At 58.5% G+C, this 24400-nt stretch carries 23 protein-coding genes; 12 read left to right on the top strand and 11 right to left on the bottom strand.

From position 1 onward, the window contains the following. Positions 1–25: 25 nt before the first annotated feature. The 7 genes from BMY44_RS18455 to pyrH all read right to left on the bottom strand — a co-directional run bounded on the left by BMY44_RS18455 (position 26) and on the right by pyrH (position 5726). Positions 26–151, bottom strand: coding sequence for a hypothetical protein (locus BMY44_RS18455; RefSeq protein WP_278246563.1), 126 nt, complete (start codon positions 149–151; stop codon positions 26–28). Positions 152–228: 77 nt separating this feature from the next. After that, positions 229–1545, bottom strand: coding sequence for an RIP metalloprotease RseP (rseP, locus tag BMY44_RS04725; protein WP_341349642.1), 1317 nt, complete (start codon positions 1543–1545; stop codon positions 229–231). A 5-nt stretch (positions 1546–1550) separates the two neighbouring features. Beyond that, the gene (gene dxr, locus BMY44_RS04720) at positions 1551–2720 is read right to left on the bottom strand and encodes a 1-deoxy-D-xylulose-5-phosphate reductoisomerase (protein ID WP_089990879.1); all 1170 of its coding nucleotides are present in this window, start codon (positions 2718–2720) and stop codon (positions 1551–1553) included. Continuing rightward, a complete protein-coding gene (locus BMY44_RS04715; RefSeq protein WP_089990876.1) occupies positions 2717–3523 on the bottom strand; it encodes a phosphatidate cytidylyltransferase in 807 nt (268 codons plus the stop codon). Before BMY44_RS04715 ends, dxr begins: the two co-directional genes overlap by 4 nt. 1 nt (position 3524) lies before the next feature. Next, positions 3525–4250 carry a polyprenyl diphosphate synthase gene (gene uppS, locus BMY44_RS04710; RefSeq protein WP_089990874.1) on the bottom strand — a complete coding sequence of 242 codons (726 nt, stop codon included), beginning with the start codon at positions 4248–4250 and terminating at the stop codon, positions 3525–3527. Between the two features lie 45 nt (positions 4251–4295). After that, the gene (frr, locus tag BMY44_RS04705) at positions 4296–4859 is read right to left on the bottom strand and encodes a ribosome recycling factor (RefSeq protein WP_089990872.1); all 564 of its coding nucleotides are present in this window, start codon (positions 4857–4859) and stop codon (positions 4296–4298) included. Between the two features lie 141 nt (positions 4860–5000). Next, entirely contained in the window at positions 5001–5726 is a 726-nt protein-coding gene (gene pyrH, locus BMY44_RS04700; protein ID WP_089990869.1) for a UMP kinase, read from the bottom strand. A 139-nt stretch (positions 5727–5865) separates the two neighbouring features. Here pyrH and miaA point away from each other — a divergent pair, with 139 nt between their 5' ends. From miaA to BMY44_RS04670, 6 genes are all read left to right on the top strand, one after another. After that, a complete protein-coding gene (gene miaA, locus BMY44_RS04695) occupies positions 5866–6756 on the top strand; it encodes a tRNA (adenosine(37)-N6)-dimethylallyltransferase MiaA (protein WP_242650543.1) in 891 nt (296 codons plus the stop codon). A gap of 64 nt (positions 6757–6820) precedes the next feature. Next, positions 6821–7648, top strand: coding sequence for a helix-turn-helix domain-containing protein (locus tag BMY44_RS04690; protein ID WP_089990866.1), 828 nt, complete (start codon positions 6821–6823; stop codon positions 7646–7648). 269 nt (positions 7649–7917) lie between these two features. Further along, positions 7918–9576, top strand: coding sequence for an ABC transporter substrate-binding protein (locus tag BMY44_RS04685; RefSeq protein WP_089990864.1), 1659 nt, complete (start codon positions 7918–7920; stop codon positions 9574–9576). A 113-nt stretch (positions 9577–9689) separates the two neighbouring features. Beyond that, a complete protein-coding gene (locus BMY44_RS04680; protein ID WP_089990861.1) occupies positions 9690–10715 on the top strand; it encodes an ABC transporter permease in 1026 nt (341 codons plus the stop codon). Positions 10716–10727: 12 nt separating this feature from the next. Next, positions 10728–12344 carry an ABC transporter permease gene (locus BMY44_RS04675; protein WP_242650483.1) on the top strand — a complete coding sequence of 539 codons (1617 nt, stop codon included), beginning with the start codon at positions 10728–10730 and terminating at the stop codon, positions 12342–12344. Between the two features lie 78 nt (positions 12345–12422). Then, positions 12423–14492 (top strand): dipeptide ABC transporter ATP-binding protein, encoded by a 2070-nt coding sequence (locus BMY44_RS04670; protein WP_242650482.1) that lies wholly within the window; start codon positions 12423–12425, stop codon positions 14490–14492. A gap of 34 nt (positions 14493–14526) precedes the next feature. Here the strand turns inward: BMY44_RS04670 and BMY44_RS04665 are convergent, their stop codons facing one another. Beyond that, a complete protein-coding gene (locus tag BMY44_RS04665) occupies positions 14527–15108 on the bottom strand; it encodes a lytic transglycosylase domain-containing protein (RefSeq protein ID WP_089990856.1) in 582 nt (193 codons plus the stop codon). A gap of 127 nt (positions 15109–15235) precedes the next feature. Between BMY44_RS04665 and BMY44_RS04660 the strand changes: the two genes are divergently transcribed. Further along, entirely contained in the window at positions 15236–15757 is a 522-nt protein-coding gene (locus BMY44_RS04660) for a single-stranded DNA-binding protein (RefSeq protein WP_089990853.1), read from the top strand. A gap of 53 nt (positions 15758–15810) precedes the next feature. Here the strand turns inward: BMY44_RS04660 and aroB are convergent, their stop codons facing one another. Beyond that, positions 15811–16920 carry a 3-dehydroquinate synthase gene (gene aroB, locus BMY44_RS04655; protein WP_089990852.1) on the bottom strand — a complete coding sequence of 370 codons (1110 nt, stop codon included), beginning with the start codon at positions 16918–16920 and terminating at the stop codon, positions 15811–15813. Continuing rightward, on the bottom strand, positions 16917–17489 hold the full coding sequence (locus BMY44_RS04650) for a shikimate kinase (protein WP_089990849.1): 573 nt from the start codon (positions 17487–17489) through the stop codon (positions 16917–16919). The genes aroB and BMY44_RS04650 overlap by 4 nt, the downstream gene beginning before the upstream one ends. 155 nt (positions 17490–17644) lie before the next feature. Between BMY44_RS04650 and BMY44_RS18155 the strand changes: the two genes are divergently transcribed. From BMY44_RS18155 to BMY44_RS04630, 4 genes are read left to right on the top strand one after another with little or no spacing between them, the layout of a single operon-like run. Next, complete coding sequence (locus BMY44_RS18155; protein ID WP_089990846.1) at positions 17645–17797, top strand: hypothetical protein; 153 nt, start codon at positions 17645–17647, stop codon at positions 17795–17797. Between the two features lies 1 nt (position 17798). Then, positions 17799–19337, top strand: a complete 1539-nt coding sequence (locus BMY44_RS04640) for a hypothetical protein (protein ID WP_089990844.1) — start codon at positions 17799–17801, stop codon at positions 19335–19337. Next, positions 19334–20275, top strand: a complete 942-nt coding sequence (locus tag BMY44_RS04635) for a site-specific tyrosine recombinase XerD (RefSeq protein ID WP_089990841.1) — start codon at positions 19334–19336, stop codon at positions 20273–20275. Before BMY44_RS04640 ends, BMY44_RS04635 begins: the two co-directional genes overlap by 4 nt. Before the next feature lie 57 nt (positions 20276–20332). After that, on the top strand, positions 20333–21634 hold the full coding sequence (locus BMY44_RS04630) for an HlyC/CorC family transporter (RefSeq protein ID WP_089990838.1): 1302 nt from the start codon (positions 20333–20335) through the stop codon (positions 21632–21634). 174 nt (positions 21635–21808) lie between these two features. Here the strand turns inward: BMY44_RS04630 and BMY44_RS04625 are convergent, their stop codons facing one another. Continuing rightward, positions 21809–23353, bottom strand: a complete 1545-nt coding sequence (locus BMY44_RS04625) for a helicase HerA-like domain-containing protein (RefSeq protein WP_089990836.1) — start codon at positions 23351–23353, stop codon at positions 21809–21811. Between the two features lie 361 nt (positions 23354–23714). Here BMY44_RS04625 and BMY44_RS04620 point away from each other — a divergent pair, with 361 nt between their 5' ends. Further along, a complete protein-coding gene (locus BMY44_RS04620) occupies positions 23715–24377 on the top strand; it encodes an invasion associated locus B family protein (protein WP_242650481.1) in 663 nt (220 codons plus the stop codon). Positions 24378–24400 lie beyond the last annotated feature (23 nt).

Raw genomic sequence — 24400 nt, 5'->3', positions numbered from 1 at the left:
GAACTACATGTTGTAGATTGATGCGCTACATCAGCGCGATATATGACCCGGCATAAAGCGCGGCAATCAGCGCGCCGGTGTATAGAATACGGTCCCAGTTCAAGTTCATCAGAACCCGAACACCCCTGTATCCTTGTGTCAACGTCTGCATCTCGCAGCTCTCCTTTACCGATTAGGTAAAAGATTAACCGAAAAACACGGCACAAATGTGGCAAAGGTTTGTCGAACCTAAGGACAGAGGATCGTGTCGTTTAGCAACGCAAAGATCATCAAGGTGGCGATCATGCTGATGCCGACGACCATCAGGCCCTGCATCACCTTGTCGTTCGGCTTCCGGCGAAAGACCGCTTCATAGGCGTGGAACACCAGATGCCCGCCATCAAGGATCGGAATCGGCAGCAGGTTCAGCAACCCGACAGCAGCAGACAGAACACCGATGAACAGGATGTAATTGGCCGGCCCCTGCTCGGCCATTGTGCCGCTGGCCTGCGCAATGGCGACAGGTCCACTGATATTGCAGGTTGAAATGGATCCGCTGAAGACATGCCAGAGGCCCGACAGGTTCGTCGTGATGCGCCACCACAGCTCTTGCGTGCCGGATACGATCGCATCCCAAAGGCCGATCGGCTCGCGCGCAGCCTGAAAGAACTCGGTGCCGGAGATGCCGATCAACCAGCGGGTTTCAAACCCGCCTTCTGCCAGCGGCAGGTCCGATCTGCGCGGGGCCAATGAAATATCAATCGTTTCGCCATCACGCCAAACTGTCAGGTCCAACGCATCACCATCCGCCGCGTTCACATAGGTAACGATATCAGCGAATGCCCTGATCTCCTCGCCGTTGATGGCCGTAATGACGTCATCCACCTTCATGCCCGCATCATCAGCGGCAGAGCGCGGATTGACCCCCGCCAGACGCGGCGGCACGGGATAAGGGCCCTGCACGACGATTTCCTCACCATCGCGGACTACCGTATAATCGACACGATCCGTGACAGGCAGTTCGTCGACGCCCGCATCCTCTGCACCAAAGACGATATCGCCGGCGGCGATGATCTGGTCCCCCGGCTGCAGCTCTGACTGGAATTGCGGGGGCAAATTGTACTCGGCCTCGAACACGACCGGATCGGACGGGCGGCCTTGATACATAAGCGTACCGGCGAAAATGGCGATGGCCAGGATGAAATTGAACAGCGGACCGGCAATAATGGTCGCAGCGCGCGCCCACAGCGGGGCACCATGCATCGTGTTGCGGGGATTGACCTCTGGGGCGACCTCTTCGCTGCCATAGCTGGCGGCATTGGCATCACCCAGAAACTTGACGTAGCCGCCAAAGGGCAATGCGGCGACCTGCCATCTGGTACCGCGCTTGTCGACGCGCGAAAACAGCACCTTGCCGAAGCCAATGGAAAACGTCTCTGCATGTATGCCGCACCAACGGCCCACGATGTAATGGCCGTATTCGTGAATCGCGACGATAATCGAGATCACCACGATAAACGCGGCAATGATAAAGGCTGTGTTGCCCAGCATTGCAGTGAAATCCAAGGTGCCTACCCCAATGTTGCGATCAGTTCGCCTGCCCTGATACGGGCAAGCCTGTCGGTATCCAACACGTTATCTAGGCTGATCGTGGCATTTTGCAGCCCGCCTTGTGCTGACATTTTGTTCAGCGTCGCGTCAACCAGCCGCGCCATGTCAAGAAATCCGATCTCTCCGGCGACGAATGCATCAAGTGCGCGTTCTTTTGCTGCATTAAAGGCGGCGCCCGTCAGGCCACCCTCCTCCATGACGTGGCGGGCAATCTCAAGCGCGGGATACCGCGCACTGTCAGCCGCGCGAAAATTGAACTGGCCGATCTTCGCAAGATCAAGACGCTCGACCGGCACATCACCACGTGAAGGCCAGTGCAAGGCGTAACCGATGGCATGGCGCATATCCGGTGGACCGACATGAGCCATGATCCCGCCATCACAAAACCCGACCAAGGCATGGATCAGGCTTTCAGGATGGATGACGGTTTCGATCTGGTCAGGGGTGCAGCCGAAAAACTCTTTGGTTTCAATCAGCTCCATCGCCTTGTTGAACATGGAAGCACTGTCGATGGTGATGCGCTGGCCCATGTCCCAATTGGGATGGCGCGATGCCTCGGCCAACGTCGCGGTCGCCAACTTCTCGATTGGCCAATCGCGGAACGCACCACCGCTTGCCGTGATGATGATCCGCTCGACAGCCGACATGTCTTCACCGACAAGCGCCTGAAACACCGCCGAATGTTCACTATCGACAGGCAGGATTGTGGCGTTGTGCGCGCGGGCTTCGGTCAAAAGGATCGGACCTGCCGTTACCAGCGATTCCTTGTTGGCCAACGCCAGCGTGGCACCGTGGGATAATGCGGCCATGCCGGGCACAAGGCCTGCGGCACCGACAATCGCCGACATGGTCCAGTCGGCCGGACGCAAGGCCGCCTCTTTCACGGCCTCCGCTCCTGCGGCCACGGCAACGCCTGATCCCGACAGCAATGCCGCCAGTTCATCATAGCATTCATCAAAACAGGTAACGGCAAAATCAGCCTTCAGTGCGATAGCGTCCTTGGCCAGTTGCACCACGTTGCGACCACCGGTCAGGGCAACCACATCGTATGCCTGTGGCTGGCGCGCAATCAGATCAAGGGTGCTCTGCCCGATCGATCCCGTTGCACCCAGCACTGTGATCCGCTTCAAAACGCCACTCCGGGCACGTTGAAAACATAAGCGACAAGCAACATGAACAGTGACGCGCCCAACAATGCATCAAACCGGTCAAACAACCCACCGTGACCGGGGATCAGGGTCGAACTGTCCTTGACCTTCATCCGCCGCTTCAAGGCACTTTCGGCGATATCACCCATCTGGCTCGCAAAGGCGAGCACCATGGAAATGAAGATAATCGTCAGCCCGGCGTTGGTGAACAGCGTGAAGATTGCGCCGACAATGCCAGCGGACACCCAACCACCGGCGGTGCCGCTCCAGGTTTTCTTGGGGCTGACCTTAGGCCAGAATTTCGGCCCGCCGACAGTGCGACCAACAAGATAGCCGAAAGTATCCGTTGCCACGACGACCAGCATCAACCAGATGATCCAGGTGAACCCGTAATCCTGACGGAACTGGACCAGCCCCCAACCCGCAATCTGGATCCCAAGGGCAAAGATAAAGAACCAACGTTTCTCGACCTCGACACTATAGGCCCCGATGGCGGGCACGATGAGGAACATCAACAGCCCGATATAGCTTTCATCCAGCAACTGGCCCGACATGACAGACGCCAGCAAAGCAGCCAGCAACATGCCCGCTGTCGGACGGGCGGGCGCAACCATCATCCACAGTTCCCAGACCATGACCGCCGTCACAAAGACGACAAGCATCTGGAACCAGACCCCGCCCAGAACCACACCGATCGCACCGACGACAAACATCGCCACGCCAGACCAAACCCGTACTGATAGATCGTCCCATTTGGGTGGTAGTGGCGGCGGACTTTCAGACATCTTAGGCGACAACAGCTCCAAAGCGTCGTTCGCGCGTGCCGTAGTTGCTCAGGACTTTTGAAAACTCCTGCGCCGTAAAATCAGGCCAAAGGGTCTTTACGAACTCATATTCGGCATAAGCGGACTGCCACAGCAGAAAGTTGGAAATGCGGGCTTCGCCACTGGTGCGGATGACCAGATCAGGGTCGGGCAACACATGGGTGTCAAGAAACTTTGCCAGCGTTTCGGCGTCCACGTCCTTATAGCTCAAACGCCCCTGCTCGACCTCATAGGCCAGTCGCTGCGCGGCACGGGTCACTTCATCGCGACCGCCATAGTTCAGGGCAATCGTCAAATGCACACGGTCGTTGTGGGCGGTCAGCATTTCAAGGTTGTCCATCAGGCTGACCAGTTTCTCGTCCAGCTTGATACGGTCACCGATGAAACGGACACGCACACCCTCGTCATGCAGGTCCTGCGCCTCGCGCTGAATATAGCGGCGGAACAGTCGCATCAGACCTGCAACTTCGGTCTGCGTGCGTTTCCAGTTCTCGGTCGAGAACGCAAAAATCGTCAGGTATTTGACGCCTTCGTCTGGACAGGCGCGCACGATTTCCTTGACGCGCTTGGCACCTGCGTGGTGGCCGAACAGGCGCACCTTGCCGCGCTGCTGCGCCCAACGGCCATTGCCGTCCATGATGATCGCGACGTGGCGCGGTCCGCTGAATACTTCGTTGTCCTTGGGCATGTTGGCCCCTTTATGCTCTGCCTCGGCTATCTGCACCACATGGTGTCAGACCTGCATGATCTCGGCTTGTTTGGTCTCGAGCAACTCATCAACTTGTTTGATGTAAGTATCGGTTAATTCTTGCACAGCCTGTTCCCAGAATTTCTGATCGTCTTCGCTCAAACCGTCGGCTTTTGCTTTCTTGATCTGGTCCATGCCATCACGGCGCAGGTTGCGGATCGACACGCGGGCACCTTCGGCATAGTTGCCCGCCACTTTCGTCAGGTCACGGCGGCGTTCTTCGTTAAGCTCTGGAATTGGCAGCATAATAATGGTGCCATTCAGCTGCGGGTTGATACCAAGACCACTCTCGCGGATGGCCTTTTCGACCTTGCCGACAAGGCCCTTGTCCCAGACGTTGACGGTGACCATGCGCGGTTCGGGCACGTTCACAGTCCCCACCTGGTTGATCGGCGTCATACTGCCATAGGCATCGACCATAATCGGCTCAAGCATGGAACCGGACGCACGCCCCGTGCGCAAGGACGCAAATTCGGTGCGCAGGTTTGCAATTGTGCCGTCCATGCGTCGGCCAAGTTGATCGGTATCAAGTTCAAAATCGTCTGACATGTCTTCTGCTCTGTCTTCCTGGCAGGCCTGCGCCCTTGGTCTGCCGTCTTCTATTGCACTATCAGACAGTTGTATAGGTCAGGAAATCTGGAAGAGTCGTGCAGTTTTTACGCACGTTGCAGAACTGTAGCAGTCCGTGAATTAGTCGCGCACGATCGTATAGGTGCCCTCGCCCGCAAGGATACCGCGAAAGCCACCGGGCTCATCCAGACTGAATACGACAATCGGCAGGTGGTTTTCCCGCGCCAGCGCGATGGCAGAGGCATCCATCACACCCAGATGCTTTTGCAGCACCTCATCATAGCTGATGACGTCATAGCGCTTGGCGTCATCGTGCTTGGCCGGATCCTTATCGTAGACACCATCGACTTTCGTACCCTTGAAAATCGCCTGACAGCTCATTTCGCTGGCGCGCAGGGTCGCGGCGGTATCAGTCGTGAAATACGGGTTGCCAGTACCAGCGGCAAAGATGCACACCCGCTTCTTTTCGAGGTGGCGAACAGCGCGGCGGCGGATGTAGGGTTCTGCGACCTCGTTCATCGTGATCGCTGAAATGACACGGGTATGAATGCCAAGGCTTTCCAGCGAAGACTGCATCGCCAGCGCGTTCATGACAGTCGCCAGCATTCCCATATAATCGGCGGTCGTGCGCTCCATCCCCTGCGCAGACCCCTGAAGACCGCGAAAAATGTTACCGCCACCGATGACCATGCAGATTTCGACACCCATCTCGTGAACGGTCTGGACCTCGCGGGCAATGCGTTCGACAGTCGGCGGATGCAGGCCAAAGCCCTGATCGCCCATCAGCGCCTCACCAGAGATTTTCAGCATGACCCGCTTGTATGTGGTCTTCGGTGTCTCGGTCATGGCGGCCCCCAGCGATGTCTTTGCGTTGCCGCGCAAAATGTCGCAAAAGAAGAACAGGTTCAATGGCTGTTGGCGGCTGATTTGTGACAGATCGCCCAAGTCGCTGAACGCAACTGAAAGAACGCGGCGCAACATACTGATGCAAATCAACATTTTTGCCAACAAACCTGTGCTGATCGCGGGGCCGACAGCCTCGGGAAAATCGGCACTTGCGTTGCAGATCGCAACACAACAGGGCGGCACCATCATCAACGCGGATGCGCTGCAGGTTTTTGACTGCTGGGAAATCCTGTCCGCACGCCCCGGCCGCGATGAACGCGCGCAAGCACCGCACGCGCTTTATGGGCACGTCGGGTATCACGAGGATTATTCGGTCGGACACTGGTTACGGGACGTGACGCCCCTGCTGACAAAAGACCGTCCCATCATCGTCGGCGGCACCGGGCTTTACCTGTCCGCGTTGACCGAAGGGCTTGCCGACATTCCAGCCACGCCACCGGAAATACGCCAGATCGCAGACGGCCTGTCCTTGGATCGGATGATCGCAGCACTGGACGATAACACGAAATCACGCATCGATCTGCTGAACCGCGCAAGGGTGCAGCGCGCATGGGAGGTGCAAGAAGCCACAGGACGGGCCCTTGCGGCTTGGCAGGATGACACGCCGCCGCCGCTTTTGCCACTGTCAGACGTCACAGCAATCGTGCTGGATGCCCCCAAGGACTGGCTGACGCCACGCATCACAAAGCGGTTTGATATGATGCTGGACGCCGGTGCGCTTGACGAAGTGCGCGCGGTACTGCCCGTCTGGGATCCGAAACGACCAGCATCCAAAGCCATCGGGGCACCCGAACTGATCGCCCACCTGCGCAATGAAATGACCCTTGAAGATGCGCGTGACGCAGCTGTTATCAGCACCCGCCAATACGCCAAACGCCAGCGAACATGGTTCGCAAAACGGATGAAAGCGTGGCACCAGCTGCACGTTTCGTCCACAGACTTATCCACAGCATTCACCTTCAACTCCTAGTTTTCTGATTGTTTTCGGTATACTAGAGCTTATTCTTGCACGAATCCTACGTGGAGCGGCTCGCATGACGGACGGCACCGAACATCAAACATCTGGACTTGCGCTCGTCCCTATCGCGCAAAACCCGCAGATGGGACGCTGGCGCACCGAAGCGATGCGCAGCCACGCAACACCCCGCCTGTTGTTCATCGGCAAGGGCCACGGGCGCATCACAGTTGCTGGTCTGACTAGCGGCTATGGTCCCAACAACCTGATCTTCATCCCGGCACACACCATGTACGGTTTTGACGTCGGCCCAACGGTGTTCGGGCAGATGCTGTCGATCCCGGGGGCAATGGCACCCGAATGGCCGGACGAAGCCGTGCATCTGCGCATGCGCGATGTCGGGGCGCAAAAAGAATTCACGATGATCATGGACGGGCTCGAACGGGAACTGAATTCCGAAAAAAGCGCGCATTCGCGGGCCGCACTTTATCATCTTGGGCTGTTGTCGGTGTATTTCGAACGCCAGCTGACCTCACGCCCCGAAGACCGCGCCATTGGGCATTCGGAAACCTCTGCTGCACGGCTGGTGGCGGCCTATACGGATCTGATTGAACGGGACTATCGCAAACAGATGTCGATCGCCGGCTATGCGGACTCGCTTGGTGTCACGCCGACGCATTTGACGCGCTGCTGCAAGCGGACCTGTGGAAAATCGGCGCTCGGATTGCTGGCAGACAGGGTTCACTACGAGGCTTGCGTGCTGCTGCGCGACACCAAACGGCCCGTGCAGGACATCGCCGCCGACCTCGGCTTTACATCGCCTGCGTATTTCAGCCGTGCGTTTCAGGCCCGCGCCGGACGCAGCCCCAGCCTGTTCCGCAAACTCGGGGCGACAATGCGCCGCTAATTGCGCGAACATCACCAGTGTTCAGGCAACAAATCGTGCTTAAAGCGCTTTGAAAAGCAGTTTCCGGAAATCCGAAACGTCGCTTTTGCCACATACGCACGTCGCATTTGTGATCTCTATGGCCGTTAGTTTGCATTGACGCCTCTGGCTATTCATGCGGTAATCCGCGCCAAGGGATGCGGATCATGCTGCTTTGACCACGCGACACACGTGGAATTTTCGGTGCCGACAAACCAGACAAAAGAGAAATGTGTCACAGGGAGAAGACAATGACATCACCAAACAAGCCGGTTCATCCGGTCGCGCTGACGTATCTGAAGGATATGCAGGCGGGCAAACTCAGCCGCCGCGAATTCTTGTCGCGCACAACTGCCCTTGGCGTCACCGCCACGGCCGCTTACGGCATGATGGGACTCGCCGCGCCGGTTCAGGCCGAAGCGCACGCCCAGCAAGGCGGCACACTGCGCATGCAGATGGAAGTGCGCGCGCTGAAAGACCCGCGGGCATTCGACTGGACGCAGATGGCTTTCGTCACTGCCGGCTGGCTTGAATACCTCGTAGAATACAACTCCGACGGTTCGTTCGCACCGATGCTTCTGGAAAGCTGGTCCGTGAATGACGACGCCACCGAATACGTGCTGAACGTGCGTCAGGGCGTAAAATGGAACGACGGTTCCGACTTCACAGCCGAAGACGTGGCACGCAACATCACCGGATGGTGTGACAAGTCCGTGGAAGGCAACTCCATGGCTGGCCGCTTCGCCATTCTGATCGACGCCGACACTGAAAAGGCGATCGACGGCGCAATCGAAGTCGTGGACACACACACCGTCAAGCTGAACCTGCCAGCCTCCGACATCTCGCTGATCGCAGGCATGTCCGACTATCCGGCAGCAATCGTGCCCGCTGGCTTCAGCGCCGATACGATGCTGGACAATCAGATCGGCACAGGCCCGTATCTCAACGAAACACACGAAGTGGGCGTCAAATCCACGCTGGTGCGCAACGAAGGCCATGATTGGTGGGGCTATGCCGCTGGCAAGGGCGCGTATCTGGACCGGATCGAATACGTCGACTACGGCACGGATCCATCCGCATGGATCGCCGCTGCTGCGGCTGACGAAGTGGACATGTTCTATGAAACCGTCGGCGACTTCGTTGATGTTGTCGAAGGGATCGGCTGGGAACGTTCCGAAGTGGCCTCCGGCGCGACGATCGTCATCCGTCCAAACCAGCAGGCCGAAGTCGACGGGATGAAGCCTTACGCGGACAAGCGCGTCCGTCAGGCCATCGCACACGCCGTCAACAACGCGGTGTGTCTCGAACTTGGCTACGCAAACCGCGGCGTCGAAGCACGCAACCAGCACGTCGGGCCGATGCACCCCGCATGGGCAGACGTCCCGGGGCTGGAATACAACCCGGACCGCGCGCTGGAACTGCTGACCGAAGCCGGAATGCAGGACTACGAATTCGAGATCACCTCGATCGACGATGACTGGCGCAAGAACACAACTGACGCGGTTGCCGCCCAGTTGCGTGATGCGGGCTTCAACGTGAAGCGGACAATCATTCCGGGCGCGACCTTCTGGAACGACTGGACACAGTACCCGTTCTCTTCGACGAACTGGAACCACCGTCCGCTGGATACGCAGATCCTCGGCCTGGCCTATCGCTCTGGCGAGGCATGGAACGAATCCGGTTTCGCAAACGCCGAATTCGACACGCTGCTGGCAGAAGCCAACTCGATCGCGGATGCCGATGGTCGCCGCGAAGTCATGGCAAAGCTGCAGGCGATCATGTCCGACGAAGGTGTGACGATCCAGCCGTACTGGCGTTCGCTCTACCGCCACGCCAAGCCGGGCTTTGTGGGCTGGGATATGCACATCGCGTATCTGCCGCATATCTACAAGATCGGGCTTGCAGCCTAATGTGATCAGGGCCGCACCACGCAAGGGTGCGGCCTTTTTTGCTGACGCACCGGCGGTCAACGCCGGGCGTGATCCGGGGGCACGCCCCCCAACACTGACCATCAGGGGCCTTTATGGGACTGTTTATTCTGCGCCGCCTTGGGGTGATGCTGCTCACGGCTTTATGCCTGACATTCATCGTCTTCTGGCTGACGAACCTCTATCCGAACCTTGAAAAGCTGGCGAAAACCGAAGGCAACTTCCGGATGTCAGATGAACAGGTCACCAGCTACCTGACGAACAACGGATATCTTGAACCGCTTCCGATCAAATACGGTCAATGGCTGGGTGTGCTGCCCGGTTACGAAGTCGAAGGTTCGGATGGCGAAGTGCGGCGGCGTTGCGAGGATGGGAAAACGTTCTGCGGCGTGCTGCAAGGGGATTGGGGTTTTTCAACGGTCTTCAAGGACGACGTCAGCACGATCATCAGCACCCGGCTTGGGCTGACGGGCAAACTGATGCTCTGCGTCATGCTCATCATGGTGCCAGGTGCCTTGGTGATCGGGGTTTTAGCCGGGATGCGCGAAGGATCGCGACTTGACCGGTCGCTTTCGACAGTGTCCATCGTCTCGACAGCGACACCTGAATACGTCTCTGGTGTCATCCTGATCGCCGTCTTTGCAACGCCACTCTTCGGAATGCAGTATTTCAAGGGAACGGCGACAGCGGCGATGGATGATGCCAACTTCAACAACTTCTTCCTGCCCGTCATCACGATTGCACTTTACGGGCTTGGGTACATCGCACGGATGACACGGGCCTCCATGACCGAGGTCATGACAGCGCAATACATCCGCACGGCACGGCTCAAAGGGGTCAGCTTTCCGAATATCGTCATGAAACACGCGCTGCGAAACGCGCTGATCGCGCCCTTCACGGTGATCATGCTGCAATTCCCTTGGCTGCTGAACGGCGTGGTGATTGTCGAGACCCTGTTCAACTACAAGGGCTTTGGTTGGACACTGGTGCAGGCCGCTTCCAATAACGACATTGAACTCCTGCTTGCCGTTTCGGTGGTCTCGGTCTTTGTCGTTCTCGTCACGCAGCTGCTTTCGGACGTCGGCTACGTATTCCTCAATCCACGCATTCGCATCGCATAAAGGAGGCCGCTTATGGAACCGCTTAGCTGGACTGGCGCCCTCGGCGCATACCTGAACCTGATCACGACCGTCGTCTTCATCGTGTTCGCGATAGCAATTGTTCTGACTGTTGTGCAGTCCGCACTGCGCGTCGAACAAACCGTGGCGGTCAATGCCGACGGCACGGCTGTTGCCACAGGCGGAACGTCGTTGCCTGCGTTCATTACGGCTGCAATCATGATGACATTTGCGATCTTTCTCGCGAATGCGGCTTTCGGAAACCCGCTCTCAGCCATCGGAGGCAACATCTGGACAACCCTCCTTGCGACCATCGTGATCGGGGTCGGGCTAACGTTTTTCGTGTCATCGGTCTTTCCCGAAGGTGTCGGTGAAAAGCTCTTGCCGTTTGCCGCAATTGCGTTGCTGGCGCTGATCCTGATCTATGTCATCGTGCCCTTCCTGCTGCCCTACGGCAGTGCCGGTATCGTTGGCGAGATGTCCAAGCGCTTCCTGCCGGTCTGGATTGCACTGGCGGTCACCTTCGCGCTGTCGATCAAGTTCAAGCGACGGCTCGGCCTTTATGGCAAACTCTTTGACAGTACGATCGGCATGATCGGCTTTGCGCTTGTCATGTTCTGGGTTTTCACAGCTTTCTTTGTCGGCGTCTTCGACCTGATCGGCACGCATGACGGGCTGTCCCAGGTATCCGGCCTCAAGAACAAAGGACCGGGCGTGCCGGTGCCAGACGATACAGCGGGGGCGATCCCGCATTACCTTCTGGGCGGCGATAACCTCGCGCGCGACATCTTCAGCCGCGTGGTCGAAGGATCGGTCTTCGTTATCCTCATCGCCCCCCTTGCGACGGTTTTCGCCTTCATGGTCGGCATCACACTAGGCCTGCCCGCTGGCTTCTACGGCGGTCGGCTCGACACCGTGCTGTCATTCATCGCGAACCTTGTGCTCGCCTTTCCGGTGATCCTGCTGTTCTACCTTTTGGTGACACCTGAAATCGTGGCGACCGGCATCCCGTCCTATCTGGCCGCCGTGCTATTCGTCTTTCCGGTGGTCTTCTTCTGGGTCCTGCTCAATTCGCGCTATCACACGCAACCGGCAAAGCGACTGCCGGTCATGGCCGTCGTGATCGGCGCGCTGGTCTGGCTGTACCTGTCGATGATCAACCAGAAAGGCACGGTTATCAACTTCCTGCCGGAATGGTTCGACCTCTTCGACCTAGATATTCTCGTGGTGTTCGTGTCGGTCGTCTTCGTGAATTCGCCGACGGTGTTCCGGATCGTGCGCGGCCTCGCGCTTGATCTGCGCACGCGGGATTATGTAGCCGCCGCGCAGACGCGGGGCGAAGGGCCTTGGTATGTCATGCTCTGGGAAATCCTGCCCAACGCGCGCGGCCCGCTGATCGTCGATTTCTGCCTGCGGATCGGCTACACCACGATCCTGCTCGGAACACTCGGCTTCTTCGGTCTTGGCCTGTCATCCGAAAGCCCCGACTGGGGGTCCACGATTAACGAAGGGCGCAAGCTGCTGTTGATCTACGTTCACCCTGCCATTCCACCCGCCATCGCACTTCTGACCCTCGTGCTGGGTCTGAACCTGCTGGCGGACGGGCTGCGTGAAGAAAGCCTAAGGGATTGATGATGTGCATATCCCGGTGCACGCGCAGTGCACGCCCTGTGCACGCAAATCACAGCCCAAATAATGAGAGAAGATAACATGGCCGAACCCATCCTCGAGATCGACAAACTCTCCATCTCTTTCTTTACGCGGCTGCGGGAAATCCCGGCCGTCATGGACTTCTCGGCCAAGATCATGCCCGGCGAAGCGCTTGGTCTGGTTGGTGAATCCGGCTGCGGGAAATCCACCGTCGCACTTGGGGTCATGCAAGACCTTGGCGTGAACGGAAAAATCGTCAACGGCTCGATCATGTACAAGGGCCGCGACCTCTGCACGATGACGTCCGAAGAACTGCGTGACATCCGCGGATCGAAAATTGCGATGATTTATCAAGAGCCTATGGCGTCCTTGAATCCGGCAATGAAGATCGGTCAGCAGCTGGCCGAAGTGCCGATGATCCATGAAGGCATAAGTCAGGGCGCAGCGATGAAACGCGCGTTGGAAGTGGTAACGGACGTGAAACTGCCCGACCCGCAACGGATTCTGGGCAGCTATCCGCACCAGCTTTCCGGCGGGCAGCAGCAGCGCATCGTGATCGCAATGGCGCTCATGTCCAAACCCGATCTACTGATTCTTGACGAACCCACGACCGCGCTTGACGTAACCGTGGAAGCCGCCGTGGTCGAACTGGTCAAGGACCTCGGCAAGAAATACGGCACGTCGATGCTTTTTATCAGTCATAACCTGGGGTTAGTGCTCGAAACCTGTGACCGGATTTGCGTGATGTATTCCGGTGAAGCAGTGGAACGCGGCAGCATCGAAGACGTCTTTGACGAAATGCAGCACCCCTATACGCAAGCCCTTTTCCGGTCGATCCCCCTGCCCGGTGCCGACAAGAACGCACGGCCGCTGATCGCGATTCCCGGGAACTTTCCCCTGCCCCACGAACGCCCGGATGGCTGCAACTTCGGACCGCGCTGCGACTACTTCGAGGCAGGACGTTGCGATCAGGGATTCATCCCGATGGAAACGGTCCATGGAAACGACCGACACCAGACACGCTGCCTGCGACATGAAGAAATTGACTGGAATGCCCCGCTAGAATTGGGCGAGCAAAAGGTCAAAGGCGAGCCCGGACCCGTCGTTCTGAAAATGGACAACCTCAAGAAATACTACGAGGTCGCGGCCAATGCGCTGTTCGGTGGCGGCGACAAGAAGGTGGTCAAGGCCAACGAAACACTCAGCTTTGAAGCGCGCGAGTCCGAAACGCTGGCTATCGTCGGCGAATCCGGTTGCGGAAAATCGACGTTTGCCAAGGTTCTCATGGGGTTGGAAACCGCAACGGACGGGGAAATCCTGCTTGATAACAAGGCCATTGGGAATACGCGCATCGAAGATCGCGACACGAAAACCATCGCCGATATCCAGATGGTCTTCCAGAATCCGTTCGACACGCTGAACCCGTCGATGACGGTCGGACGACAGATCATGCGCGCGCTTGAAATCTTCAAGGTCGGCAAGAACGACAAGGAACGACGCCAGCGCATGTTGGAACTGCTTGATCTGGTGAAACTGCCCCGCGCATTTGCCGACCGGATGCCACGCCAGTTGTCAGGTGGACAGAAACAGCGTGTGGGTATCGCGCGGGCCTTTGCCGGTGATGCGCGGATCGTGGTCGCCGACGAACCGGTCTCAGCACTTGACGTATCGGTACAGGCGGCCGTGACGGACCTGCTGATGGAAATTCAGCGCCAGCACAAGACAACGCTGCTGTTCATCAGCCATGACCTGAGTATCGTCCGCTATCTGTCCGATCGCGTGATGGTCATGTACCTTGGGCACGTGGTCGAATTGGGCAGCACCGATCAGGTCTTTTCGCCGCCCTACCACCCCTACACCGAAGCCCTTTTGTCCGCTGTTCCAATCGCTGACACCAGCGTTCAGAAAAAGCACATCGTGCTAGAGGGCGATATCCCGTCGGCGATGAATCCGCCGCCCGGCTGCCCGTTCCAGACGCGCTGCCGTTGGAAAGACAAGGTTGCGGGTGGACTTTGCGAAAAAGAAGTGCCGCCGGTGCGCCATGTCGCGGACGGCCATCAGATCAAATGCCATCTGAGCGACGCCGAACTCGCGAATATGGAGCCAGTGATCAAGATCGCCGCTGAGTAGGCAGAAATGATCGGGGGTCCGTCAGGACCGCCGATCAGCTACCCCAGATGATCCGAACGTAATTTTGTGTTTCACGGTAAGGCGGCACACCGCCGTGTTGCTGCACCGCTGCCGGGCCCGCGTTATATGCGGCCAGTGCCAGTCGCCAACTGCCGAAGGTATTGTATTGCTCGCGCAGATAGCGCGCACCACCTTCAAGGTTCTGACCGACATCATGTGGATTAACGCCAAGGTATTGCGCTGTTCCGGGCATCAGCTGGGCGAGCCCCAACGCCCCCTTGTGGGAACGTGCGCGGGAATTCCAACCGCTTTCCTGCTGGATCAGACGTAGAAACAAATCCTCTGGCACGCCGTGCTTTGCAGCGGCAGCACGGGCGAGATTCAGGTACGGACCACGATACGATCCGTTGAAGCGCGGCACGGATCCGGCATTTTGCGGCACGACCGCACGTGGTGGCTGCAGACGGATCGAATTGTTGTATTGTTGCGAAGCCCGGTTATCTAGCACGGAAAGTTGGTTTTGGAACAATGCGGTACGCGACCTTGTCGACACTGTATCCGCGATAGCTGTTCCTGCCAGAAGCGATACGGCACATGCCCCAATCAAAACACGCATTACAATCCTCACGTCGACAACTCGGAAGGACCATAAAGCAAAATTCAAAATAGGCGAGTCTTGCGTTTTAAGCCCCCGTTAAGCTTGATAGCTTACGCCAACACGCAGAATCAATCGGGGGATCGGCATGGCCGGATCAGTGAACAAAGTCATTCTCATCGGCAATCTGGGCCGCGACCCGGAAGTGCGCACATTCCAGAATGGCGGAAAGGTCTGCAACCTGCGCATTGCCACATCCGAAAACTGGAAAGACCGCACCACCGGCGAACGCCGCGAGCGCACGGAATGGCACTCTGTCGCGATCTTTTCCGAACCGCTGGCCAAAGTGGCAGAGCAGTATCTGAAAAAGGGTTCGAAGGTCTATATCGAAGGTCAGCTTGAAACCCGCAAATGGCAGGACCAATCCGGTCAGGACCGCTATTCGACCGAAGTCGTCCTGCGCCCCTATAACAGCACGCTGACAATGCTGGATGGTCGCAGCGAAGGCGGCGGTGGTGGCAGCTATGGTGGCGGCGATCAGGGCGGATACGGCGGCGGCGGCGGTTACGACAGCGGCGGCGGCTATGGTGGCGGCAGCGGCGGATCATCGAACCAAGGTGGCGGCGGCGGCAGTGCCCCCAGTGACATGGACGACGAAATCCCGTTCTGATCTACCGAGTTTTGTAATGACACGGGCGCAGCACTGCTGCGCCTGTTTTCTTTTCAGTGCAGCGCGTCTTTCAACACAGTGATGACCGCATCTGACGGGACATCGGACGCGATGAACGCGTCTCCAATCCCGCGGGCAAGGATGAACCGCAGCTTGCCATCGACGACTTTCTTGTCCTGCCCCATCAGGTTCAGAAGCGCTTCGGCACCGGGCATGTCACCGGGAATGTCGCGGATATCGACCTTCATCCCCATGTCGCGCAGATGTGCACGCACACGGCTCGGGTCTTCCTGACTGCACAGCCCCATCCGCGCCGAGAGTTCAAATGCCAGCGCGCAACCGATGGCGACCCCTTCCCCATGGAGCAGCCGGTCCGAATAGCCTGTTGCCGCCTCAAGCGCATGACAGAAGGTATGGCCAAGGTTCAAAAGCGCGCGGTCCCCCTGTTCAGTCTCGTCGCGTTCGACAATATCGGCTTTCATTTCGCACGATCGCGTCACCGCGCGCACCCGTGCATCCATGTCCCCTTTGGCCATTGCCGGTCCGTGCGCTTCGAGCCATTCAAAGAAGGCGGCATCGCCAAGCAGCCCATATTTGACCACCTCGCCATACCCGGCCAGAAAATCCCGACTTTCCAGCGTGGACAGCAATGCTGTATCGGCCAGCACCAGGCTGGGTTGGTGAAACGCCCCAATCAGGTTCTTTCCGCTGGGCGAATTGATTCCCGTTTTTCCGCCGACCGAACTGTCGACCTGCGCCAGAAGCGACGTCGGGATCTGCACAAAGCGCACGCCGCGCCGCAGGATTGCCGCCGCAAAACCGGCAAGGTCCCCAATGACGCCGCCGCCGAATGCGATGACCACGTCGTTGCGTTCAACCTTCTGTGCCAACAACCATTCGACCGACCGTTCCAGCATCGGCCAGCTTTTCGTGCCTTCCCCCGGCGGCAGGATCAGTGCCTCTGACGTGAGGTCTGTTGATTGCAGGCTGTCTTGCAACGTTTGCAAATGCAGCGCGGCGACGTTCTCATCTGTGATGATGGCAATATGCTTGCGCCCACCCATGGCGCGAATCCGCGCTCCGGCGACGCTGATCACATCTGGCCCGATCAGGATGTCGTAGGCACGGCCCGGCAGGTTCACAGGGACAGTCTTGGCACTCATGTCACGTTCTCCGGTAGGTCGCCTGCTGCTTTCAGGACGTCGATCACGGCTTGCGTCGTGGCATCGATGGACGCGCCGGACTGCACTGCGACGCGCAGCTGCGCCAGTTTGTAGATCGGTGTGCGCTGGTGGAAAATTTCGGTCAGCGTCGCCAGCGGATCAGGCGTGCGCAAAAGCGGGCGCGTATCCTTGTGCCGGACCCGTTCCCAAAGCAGCGGCAATGGCGCGTCAAGCCAGACAGCAACGCCTTTGGCGGCAATGCTGTTGCGGTTGCGTTCGGCCAGATAGGCCCCACCGCCGGTCGACAGAATTGCGGGCGGCCCTGACAAAAGCCGTTCAATCACTTCGGCCTCACGCTCGCGAAAGAAATCCTCGCCGTCGCGGGCAAAGATTTCGGCGATGGTGGCTTGCGCGGCCTGTTCGATTTCAGCGTCACTGTCGAGAAACGGCACCTTCAGCCGCGCGGCAAGCGCGCGCCCGATGGCTGTCTTGCCGCATCCCATCATGCCCACAAGCACCACGGTGCGGCGCAATGCGCCTCCTGCCGGTTCCTGTTTCGTGGTCTTCAATGGTTCTCGCCTGATCCGCACATCGGCTAGCCGCCGCTTAGTTTAAATTTCTTCTCTTCAATGGCGTGATATTGCCGAAAAGGCCATATATAAACCAGACATTAAGCGGTGACAGACCGCATCAGGCAGGCAGCAGAAAAGTTGGGGCACTCAAAATGTGGCGTTTGATCAAAGCGGTATTCTTTCTGACGCTATTGGCAGCCGCAAGTCTGATCGCCTATGCTTATGTGGGGCCGATTTTCTTTCCGGCGGACTTTGCCCCGCCAAGCGAGCAGATCAATACGCCGGTGGTATTGGAAACGAATTAGTATGCCTGTCAGGCGCACGGCCATTCTTGTGACACTGCTGGCGGGTACCGCCGCCGCGCAGGATGGTTCCCCCCTGTCTGCAATCGACTGGCTCTCACAAAGCGTGACACCCGCGACTGCGGCCCCGGAAGCGCCGCAAGCCAAACCAATCGACGAACCCGCCGTGACCGACAATGCCGACCCGCCACCTGTCCGCGTCACGCCACTTGATGGTCCCTCACCTGATCCTGTTGGATTGCTTCCCTCGAACGTGACCGGCTTGCCGCGCAGCCTGTGGGCCGGCAGCGACGAAGCGTTGCTGGTGACCCTCGTTCAGGCAGAAGCAATGCCCACCCTGCCCGCGATCAAGGATTTTCTGGTGGTCCTGATGCTAGCAGAGGCCGATCCCCCACTCGCGGCCAGTCCGGACGGCCCGCTGTTTCTGGCCCGTGTCGACAAGCTGCTGGATCAGGGGACCTTGCAAGAAGCCCAGGCGTTGCTGGAGCAGGCAGGTGGCGATACGCCCGACCAATTCCGCCGCCTATTTGATGTCGCGTTGTTGACCGGCACAGAAGACGATGCCTGCACCATCATGGATGAACGGCCTGCCGTCGCCCCCACGTTCCCCGCGCGCATTTTCTGTTTGGCGCGCAGTGGTGACTGGACCCGTGCAGCCCTGACGTTGAACACGCATCGCGTGCTGGGTGATATCACCGAAGAAGAAGAAGCGTTACTGTCCCGCTTTCTTGACCCCGAACTTTACGAGGGAGAAGACAGCCTGCCGGAGCCGAGCCGGATCAGCCCGCTTGTTTTCCGGATGCGCGAGGCGATCGGGGAAGGCTTTCCCACGGATAACCTGCCGCTTGCCTTTGCCCATGCCGACCTGCGCGACACAGCCGGGTTGAAAGCGCAACTGGAAGCGGCGGAGCGGCTTATTCAGGCGGACGCCATCGACCCGAACGTGTTGCAGGAGTTATATACCTCGCGCACGCCTTCTGCCTCTGGTGGCGTCTGGGATCGCGCGTCGTCATTTCAGGCCTTTGACCGTGCGCTTGCTGCAGGTGATGCGACCGCCATATCGCAAACATTGCCCGATGCCTGGACGGCCATGAAAGAAATCAAGAGCGAAGTGGCCTTCGCCCGGCTTTACGCCGCCGAACTGCAAGACCTCGATCTGTCAGGGAATGCCGCAGAGCTTGCAGAGATAATCGGCCTGCTGTCGGATGATTACGAAGCGGTTGCCATGGCTGCGGAAAATATCTCGCCTTTCCTGATCGCACTCGCCAAAGGTGTGCCACAGGAAACCCGCGCGAATACCCCGGACGAACGCGCGGTGCAGGCGGCTTTCAACGGGGCGAACCCGCCGCAGGTTATCGCGGATCTGCTGGATGCGGGCAAACTGGGCGAAGCGCTGTTGCGCACCATTGCCTTGTTCGAAGCGGCCTCTGCCGGTGACACGCAGTCAATGACCGATGCACTGTCTGTGCTACGCCGGGTGGGGCTGGAAGACGTGGCGCGCAAGGCGTCCCTACAATACCTGCTGCTGGAACGTTCGATATGACGGCGGCAAACCAGCCGATGGCCCATTGGGTGCAGGCTTTTCTTGAGGCACAGGCCGCAGAACTGGACGCGGCGACCAATACGCAGTTGGCCTATGCCCGTGATCTGCGGATTTTCAGCGATTGGCTGGCAGACAAGAAGCTGCACTTCGCAAACGCTGCACAGGATGACGTCGAAGGTTTCCTGATTGATTGCGACCGCGAAGGTCTATCCAAGGCCACGCGAGCGCGCCGCTTGTCTGCGATCCGTCAACTGTACCGTTTTGCATTCGAGGAAGGCTGGCGCGCAGACAACCCTGCCATCCAGATCAAAGGTCCGGGCAAATCCAAGGCCCTGCCCAAAACACTTACCGTGGAAGAGGTCGGCAGGCTGCTGACCGCCGCGCGCGATTCCGGAAAGGCGTCGCTGCGCAATACCTGCCTGATGGAACTGCTTTACGCGACAGGTATGCGCGTCACCGAATTGGTGACCCTGCCCGTTTCGGCTGCCCGTGGCGATCCGCGCATGCTGCTCGTGCGCGGCAAAGGCGGTAAAGAGCGGATGGTCCCCCTGTCGCCGCCAGCTCGCGAAGCGATGGCCGATTACCTGATAGAACGCGACACCGCCGAGGATGCCGCCCGCAAGGACGGCCACCCGCCATCAAAGTTCATGTTTCCATCGCGCGGCAAGGACGGCCATCTGACCCGCCACCGTTTTTTCGGACTGATCAAGACACTAGCCGTCAACGCGGGCGTGTCACCCGACAAGGTCACGCCGCACACGCTGCGTCACGCCTTTGCCACGCATCTTCTGGCCGGTGGTGCCGACCTGCGCGCCATCCAGACGATGCTGGGCCATGCCGATGTCGCGACAACCGAAATCTATACACACGTCCTGGACGAACGCCTGACCGAGCTTGTGATGGAACATCACCCGCTTTCCCGCAAGACAGACCCTTGAAGCACACGGGCAGACACCCCATAACCAACAGATTATGTCACCCCCTGAAAGCCACTGATGGATCCCTCTTCTTTTGACGCCGCATTCTGGATGACGGCGGCCGCAATTCTTGTTCTGCTTGTTCTCTCCGGGTTTTTCTCGGGCTCGGAAACGGCACTGACCGCCGCATCGCGCGGCAAACTGCGTGCCAATGCGGACAAGGGCAACAAGGGCGCGCAGACAGCGCTGGAGGTGACCGAGGACAGCGAGCGGCTGATCGGGTCCGTCCTGCTTGGCAACAACGTTGTGAATATCTTGGCGACGTCGCTGGCGACAGCCGTTCTGACAAAGGTTTTCGGCCAGAACGGCGTCGCATTCGCAACGTTGATCATGACGTTGCTGGTCCTCATTTTTGCGGAGGTGCTGCCGAAAACATTCGCCATCACCTATCCGGAAATCGTCGCAGCGCGTGTTGCCCGTCCGATTGCGATTGTCGTGCTGGTCTTTTCACCCATTGTTGCCGCTGTCCGTGTACTTGTGCGCGGCGTGCTGCGTGTGTTCGGTGTCGAAACTGACCCGGACAGCAACATCCTTGCGGTGCGCGAAGAAATAGCCGGTGCCCTGTCCCTTGGCCATTCCGAAGGGATCGTGGAAAAGGAAGACCGCGACCGCATTCTGGGCGCGCTTGATCTGAATGAACGCTATGTCGAAGAGGTCATGCTGCACCGTTCCGGCATCGAGATGATCGACGTGGACCTGCCCCCTGCCGACATCTTGCGTCTTTGCCTGGAAAGCAATCACACCCGCCTGCCCCTGTTCCGCGAAACACAGGAAAACATCGTGGGTGTGTTGCATGCCAAGGATCTGCTGCGCGCAATGCACAAGATGATGAACGACGGTGTGGTCACCGCCAAGGAACTGGATGATTTCAATATCCTGAGCGTGACGATGCAGCCCTATTTTGTCCCCGAAACCACGACGCTGGACGAACAGATGCGCCAGTTCCTGAAGCGCAAAAGCCATTTTGCGCTGGTGGTGGATGAATATGGCACCCTGCAGGGCCTGATCACGCTTGAAGACATTCTGGAAGAAATCGTCGGCGAAATCGCGGATGAGTTCGACGATGACGAAGACGAGCAGATCGAAAAAACCGAGGACGGCGCATATCTGGTCGACGGGTCCATGACGATCCGCGACCTCAATCGTGCGCACGACTGGAACTTGCCTGACGACGAAGCCAACACCGTCGCCGGGCTTGTCATCCACGAGGCGCAGATGATCCCGGTGCAGGGTCAGGTGTTCAGCTTTCACGGCTTCCGTTTCGAGGTGGTCGAGAAGGAAGAGAACCGTCTTGCGTTGCTCAAGATCAGGCGGCTTTGATCCCAGCCCTAGCCCGGTGACACGTTCGACGGCGCTGTTGTGCTTGCGTTCACGATCGCTTCGCTGATGGCAGCGTTGAAGACCGTGAAATCAATCAGCAGAAAACGCCGCGCCAATGGCGGCGAGCGCGAAAATGACGTAGCGCGCGCCAAGATGCAGTGCGTGATCGGCCACCTACCGCCCTTTGAACAGGCCACCTAGCAAGCCGCGCACGATGCGTCTGCCGGTCGTTCCTTTCAGTTCCTTGGCCACAACCGAAGCCAGCGCGATCCCGAATCCTTCGGCGGTCGATGATTTGCTGCGCCGTGAGGTCGAACGCGACACCTGCTTGCCCGAATAGCGGCGGGCTTTCTTGTGTTCGCGCTCTTGTTCGTCCGCGGCTTGTTCTGCCTCTTCGGCCTCTTCCGCAGCTTTGGCTGCCGCTTCGGCGCGTTTTGTCAGCATTTCAAAGGCACTGTCGCGGTCCAGGGTCTTGTCGTATTTGCCCGACATGGGGGATGCATTCATGATCGCCTTGCGTGCGGTTTGCGTGATCGGGCCAAGCTGCGATGATGGCGGACGGATCAGCGTGCGTTCGACGATCGACGGGATGCCTTTGGCATCAAGCAACGACGTCACAGCCTCGCCCGTACCGACCTGTTGAATGGCCTCTGCCGTGTCGAATTTGGGGTTGGGACGATAGGTTTCAGCCGCCTGTTTCAGTGCCTTGTTATCCTTGGCCGTGAATGCACGAAGCGCATGTTGCACGCGGTTGCCCAACTGGCCCAGCACATCCTCTGGCACGTCGGCTGGGTTCTGGGTGATGAAGAACACCCCGACCCCCTTGGAGCGGATCAGCCGCGCAACCTGCTCGACCTTGTCCACCAACGCCTTGGGCGCATCGTCAAACAGCAGGTGAGCTTCGTCAAAGAAGAACACGAGCTTGGGTTTGTCCGGGTTGCCGACCTCTGGCAATTCTTCGAATAGCTCGGACAACAGCCACAGCAGGAACGTCGCATAAAGGCGCGGGCTGCCCATGAGCTGATCGGCAGCAAGGATATTCACGACGCCGCGGCCGTCGGTATCAGTGCGGATGATGTCTGACAAATCCAATGCAGGTTCCCCGAACAACTGCGAGCCGCCCTGATTTTCAAGCACCAGCAACTGGCGCTGGATCGCCCCGACAGACGAGGACGCCACGTTGCCATAGCGCAAGGACAGGTCGTTCGCGTTCTGCCCGACCCACACCAGCAAGGCCTGCAAGTCCTTGAGGTCAAGAAGCGGCAAACCTTCCTCGTCGGCCACGCGGAAGGCGACGTTCAACACGCCTTCCTGCACGTCCGTCAGTTCCATCAAACGCGACAGCAACAATGGCCCCATTTCGGCGACAGTCGCGCGGATCGGATGCCCCTGACGACCGAACAGATCCCAGAATGTCACCGGAAACTGGTCGTAAACCAGATCAAGCCCGATGGTTTCTGCCCGCTTCATGAAAGGTTCATGCAGCTTGAAATCTGCTGTGCCTGACGCGGCCAGACCTGATAGGTCACCTTTGACGTCAGACAGGAACACCGGCACGCCCGCACTTGAAAAACCTTCCGCAAGAATTTGCAATGTTACGGTTTTTCCGGTTCCGGTTGCCCCTGCGACCAGCCCGTGCCGGTTTGATTTATCCAGCAAGAGCGTCTGTGCCAAGCTGTAGCCTTCGCCACCGCCGCCTACGAAAATCCCATCTGTCATTGCGTCTTTCCCTGTATTCGTTCCGGACAAAATACATTCTTAACCAATCTGTGCCAGTCTATTCACATCAAGACCGTATCCTCCCCCACGGTCCTTGATTGACACCTCCCTGTCAGACTGGCCGCGCCGCGTTGGCGCGGCATTTTTTTGCCCGAAATTGCCGGTTGACGGATAGGTTGTCATTGCGTAGCGTGTCGCCAATTAGTCGGCCAAGTCCGACAGGGAGAAACGAAATGGGGTCCGCATGCGGACCCTTTTTCAATTCCGGTGCCAGCTTTCGCCGATCCGCTTATTTTGTGCCTGACACGCCTTTACCCCCATGATAAGCGGAAAAAAACGCAAAGAAATTGTGGAGCGAACGATGTTGAACCCGATGAAACCCGCCTTGCTGGCCTTGATGCTGTCGGCAGGCACGACCACTTTCGCGCAGGAAGCCACGACCGAGACCGAGGCACCCGCGGAAGAGGCACAGACCGACCAAACAGAGGCCGAAGAGGCACCCGCAGCGGACCCCACCGGCGATCTGAGCCTTGGTGAGCCGATCGAAACCGCGCAGGGCGAACCAACAGTCGGCCAGCCTTATATTCTGGATACTTTTGATGCATGGTCATTGCGCTGCCTGAAGGCTGCCGAAGGCCAGGCCGACCCTTGCCAGCTTTACCAACTGCTGCGCGACGAGCAGGACAATGCCGTTGCTGAAATCAGCATGTTCCCGCTGCCCGATGGTGGCCGGGCCGCTGCCGGTGCCACGATCGTCGTGCCGCTTGAAACCCTGCTGACGGAACAGTTGACCATGTCCGTTGATGGCAGTGCTGCACGCCGCTATCCGTTCACATTCTGCAATGCCGCCGGTTGTGTTGCCCGTGTCGGTTTCACGCAGGACGAGGTGAACCAGTTCAAGCGGGGCAATTCCGCGACCCTGCGTCTTGTTCCCGCTGCGGCACCTGATGAAGAGGTTCTGCTGACCGTTTCGCTGTCCGGCTTTACTGCTGCACTGGAAAAAACGCTCGCACCTGCCGAGTAACCATGGATTTCAAGTAAGCCGCC

The organism is Cognatiyoonia koreensis, from assembly GCF_900109295.1.
Lineage (GTDB): Bacteria > Pseudomonadota > Alphaproteobacteria > Rhodobacterales > Rhodobacteraceae > Cognatiyoonia > Cognatiyoonia koreensis.
The sequence above is the reverse complement of the archived record's forward strand: the minus strand, read 5'-3'. Positions and strand labels throughout refer to the sequence as shown.

Coding starts and splice junctions, on each gene's coding strand:
- BMY44_RS18455 (WP_278246563.1), bottom strand. CDS start 151: ATGCAGACGTTGACACAAGGATACAGGGGTGTTCGGGTTCTGATGAAC.
- BMY44_RS04715 (WP_089990876.1), bottom strand. CDS start 3,523: ATGTCTGAAAGTCCGCCGCCACTACCACCCAAATGGGACGATCTATCA.
- uppS (WP_089990874.1), bottom strand. CDS start 4,250: ATGCCCAAGGACAACGAAGTATTCAGCGGACCGCGCCACGTCGCGATC.
- frr (WP_089990872.1), bottom strand. CDS start 4,859: ATGTCAGACGATTTTGAACTTGATACCGATCAACTTGGCCGACGCATG.
- pyrH (WP_089990869.1), bottom strand. CDS start 5,726: ATGACCGAGACACCGAAGACCACATACAAGCGGGTCATGCTGAAAATC.
- miaA (WP_242650543.1), top strand. CDS start 5,866: ATGCAAATCAACATTTTTGCCAACAAACCTGTGCTGATCGCGGGGCCG.
- BMY44_RS04690 (WP_089990866.1), top strand. CDS start 6,821: ATGACGGACGGCACCGAACATCAAACATCTGGACTTGCGCTCGTCCCT.
- BMY44_RS04685 (WP_089990864.1), top strand. CDS start 7,918: ATGACATCACCAAACAAGCCGGTTCATCCGGTCGCGCTGACGTATCTG.
- BMY44_RS04680 (WP_089990861.1), top strand. CDS start 9,690: ATGGGACTGTTTATTCTGCGCCGCCTTGGGGTGATGCTGCTCACGGCT.
- BMY44_RS04675 (WP_242650483.1), top strand. CDS start 10,728: ATGGAACCGCTTAGCTGGACTGGCGCCCTCGGCGCATACCTGAACCTG.
- BMY44_RS04670 (WP_242650482.1), top strand. CDS start 12,423: ATGGCCGAACCCATCCTCGAGATCGACAAACTCTCCATCTCTTTCTTT.
- BMY44_RS04665 (WP_089990856.1), bottom strand. CDS start 15,108: ATGCGTGTTTTGATTGGGGCATGTGCCGTATCGCTTCTGGCAGGAACA.
- BMY44_RS04660 (WP_089990853.1), top strand. CDS start 15,236: ATGGCCGGATCAGTGAACAAAGTCATTCTCATCGGCAATCTGGGCCGC.
- aroB (WP_089990852.1), bottom strand. CDS start 16,920: ATGAGTGCCAAGACTGTCCCTGTGAACCTGCCGGGCCGTGCCTACGAC.
- BMY44_RS18155 (WP_089990846.1), top strand. CDS start 17,645: ATGTGGCGTTTGATCAAAGCGGTATTCTTTCTGACGCTATTGGCAGCC.
- BMY44_RS04640 (WP_089990844.1), top strand. CDS start 17,799: ATGCCTGTCAGGCGCACGGCCATTCTTGTGACACTGCTGGCGGGTACC.
- BMY44_RS04635 (WP_089990841.1), top strand. CDS start 19,334: ATGACGGCGGCAAACCAGCCGATGGCCCATTGGGTGCAGGCTTTTCTT.
- BMY44_RS04630 (WP_089990838.1), top strand. CDS start 20,333: ATGGATCCCTCTTCTTTTGACGCCGCATTCTGGATGACGGCGGCCGCA.
- BMY44_RS04625 (WP_089990836.1), bottom strand. CDS start 23,353: ATGACAGATGGGATTTTCGTAGGCGGCGGTGGCGAAGGCTACAGCTTG.
- BMY44_RS04620 (WP_242650481.1), top strand. CDS start 23,715: ATGTTGAACCCGATGAAACCCGCCTTGCTGGCCTTGATGCTGTCGGCA.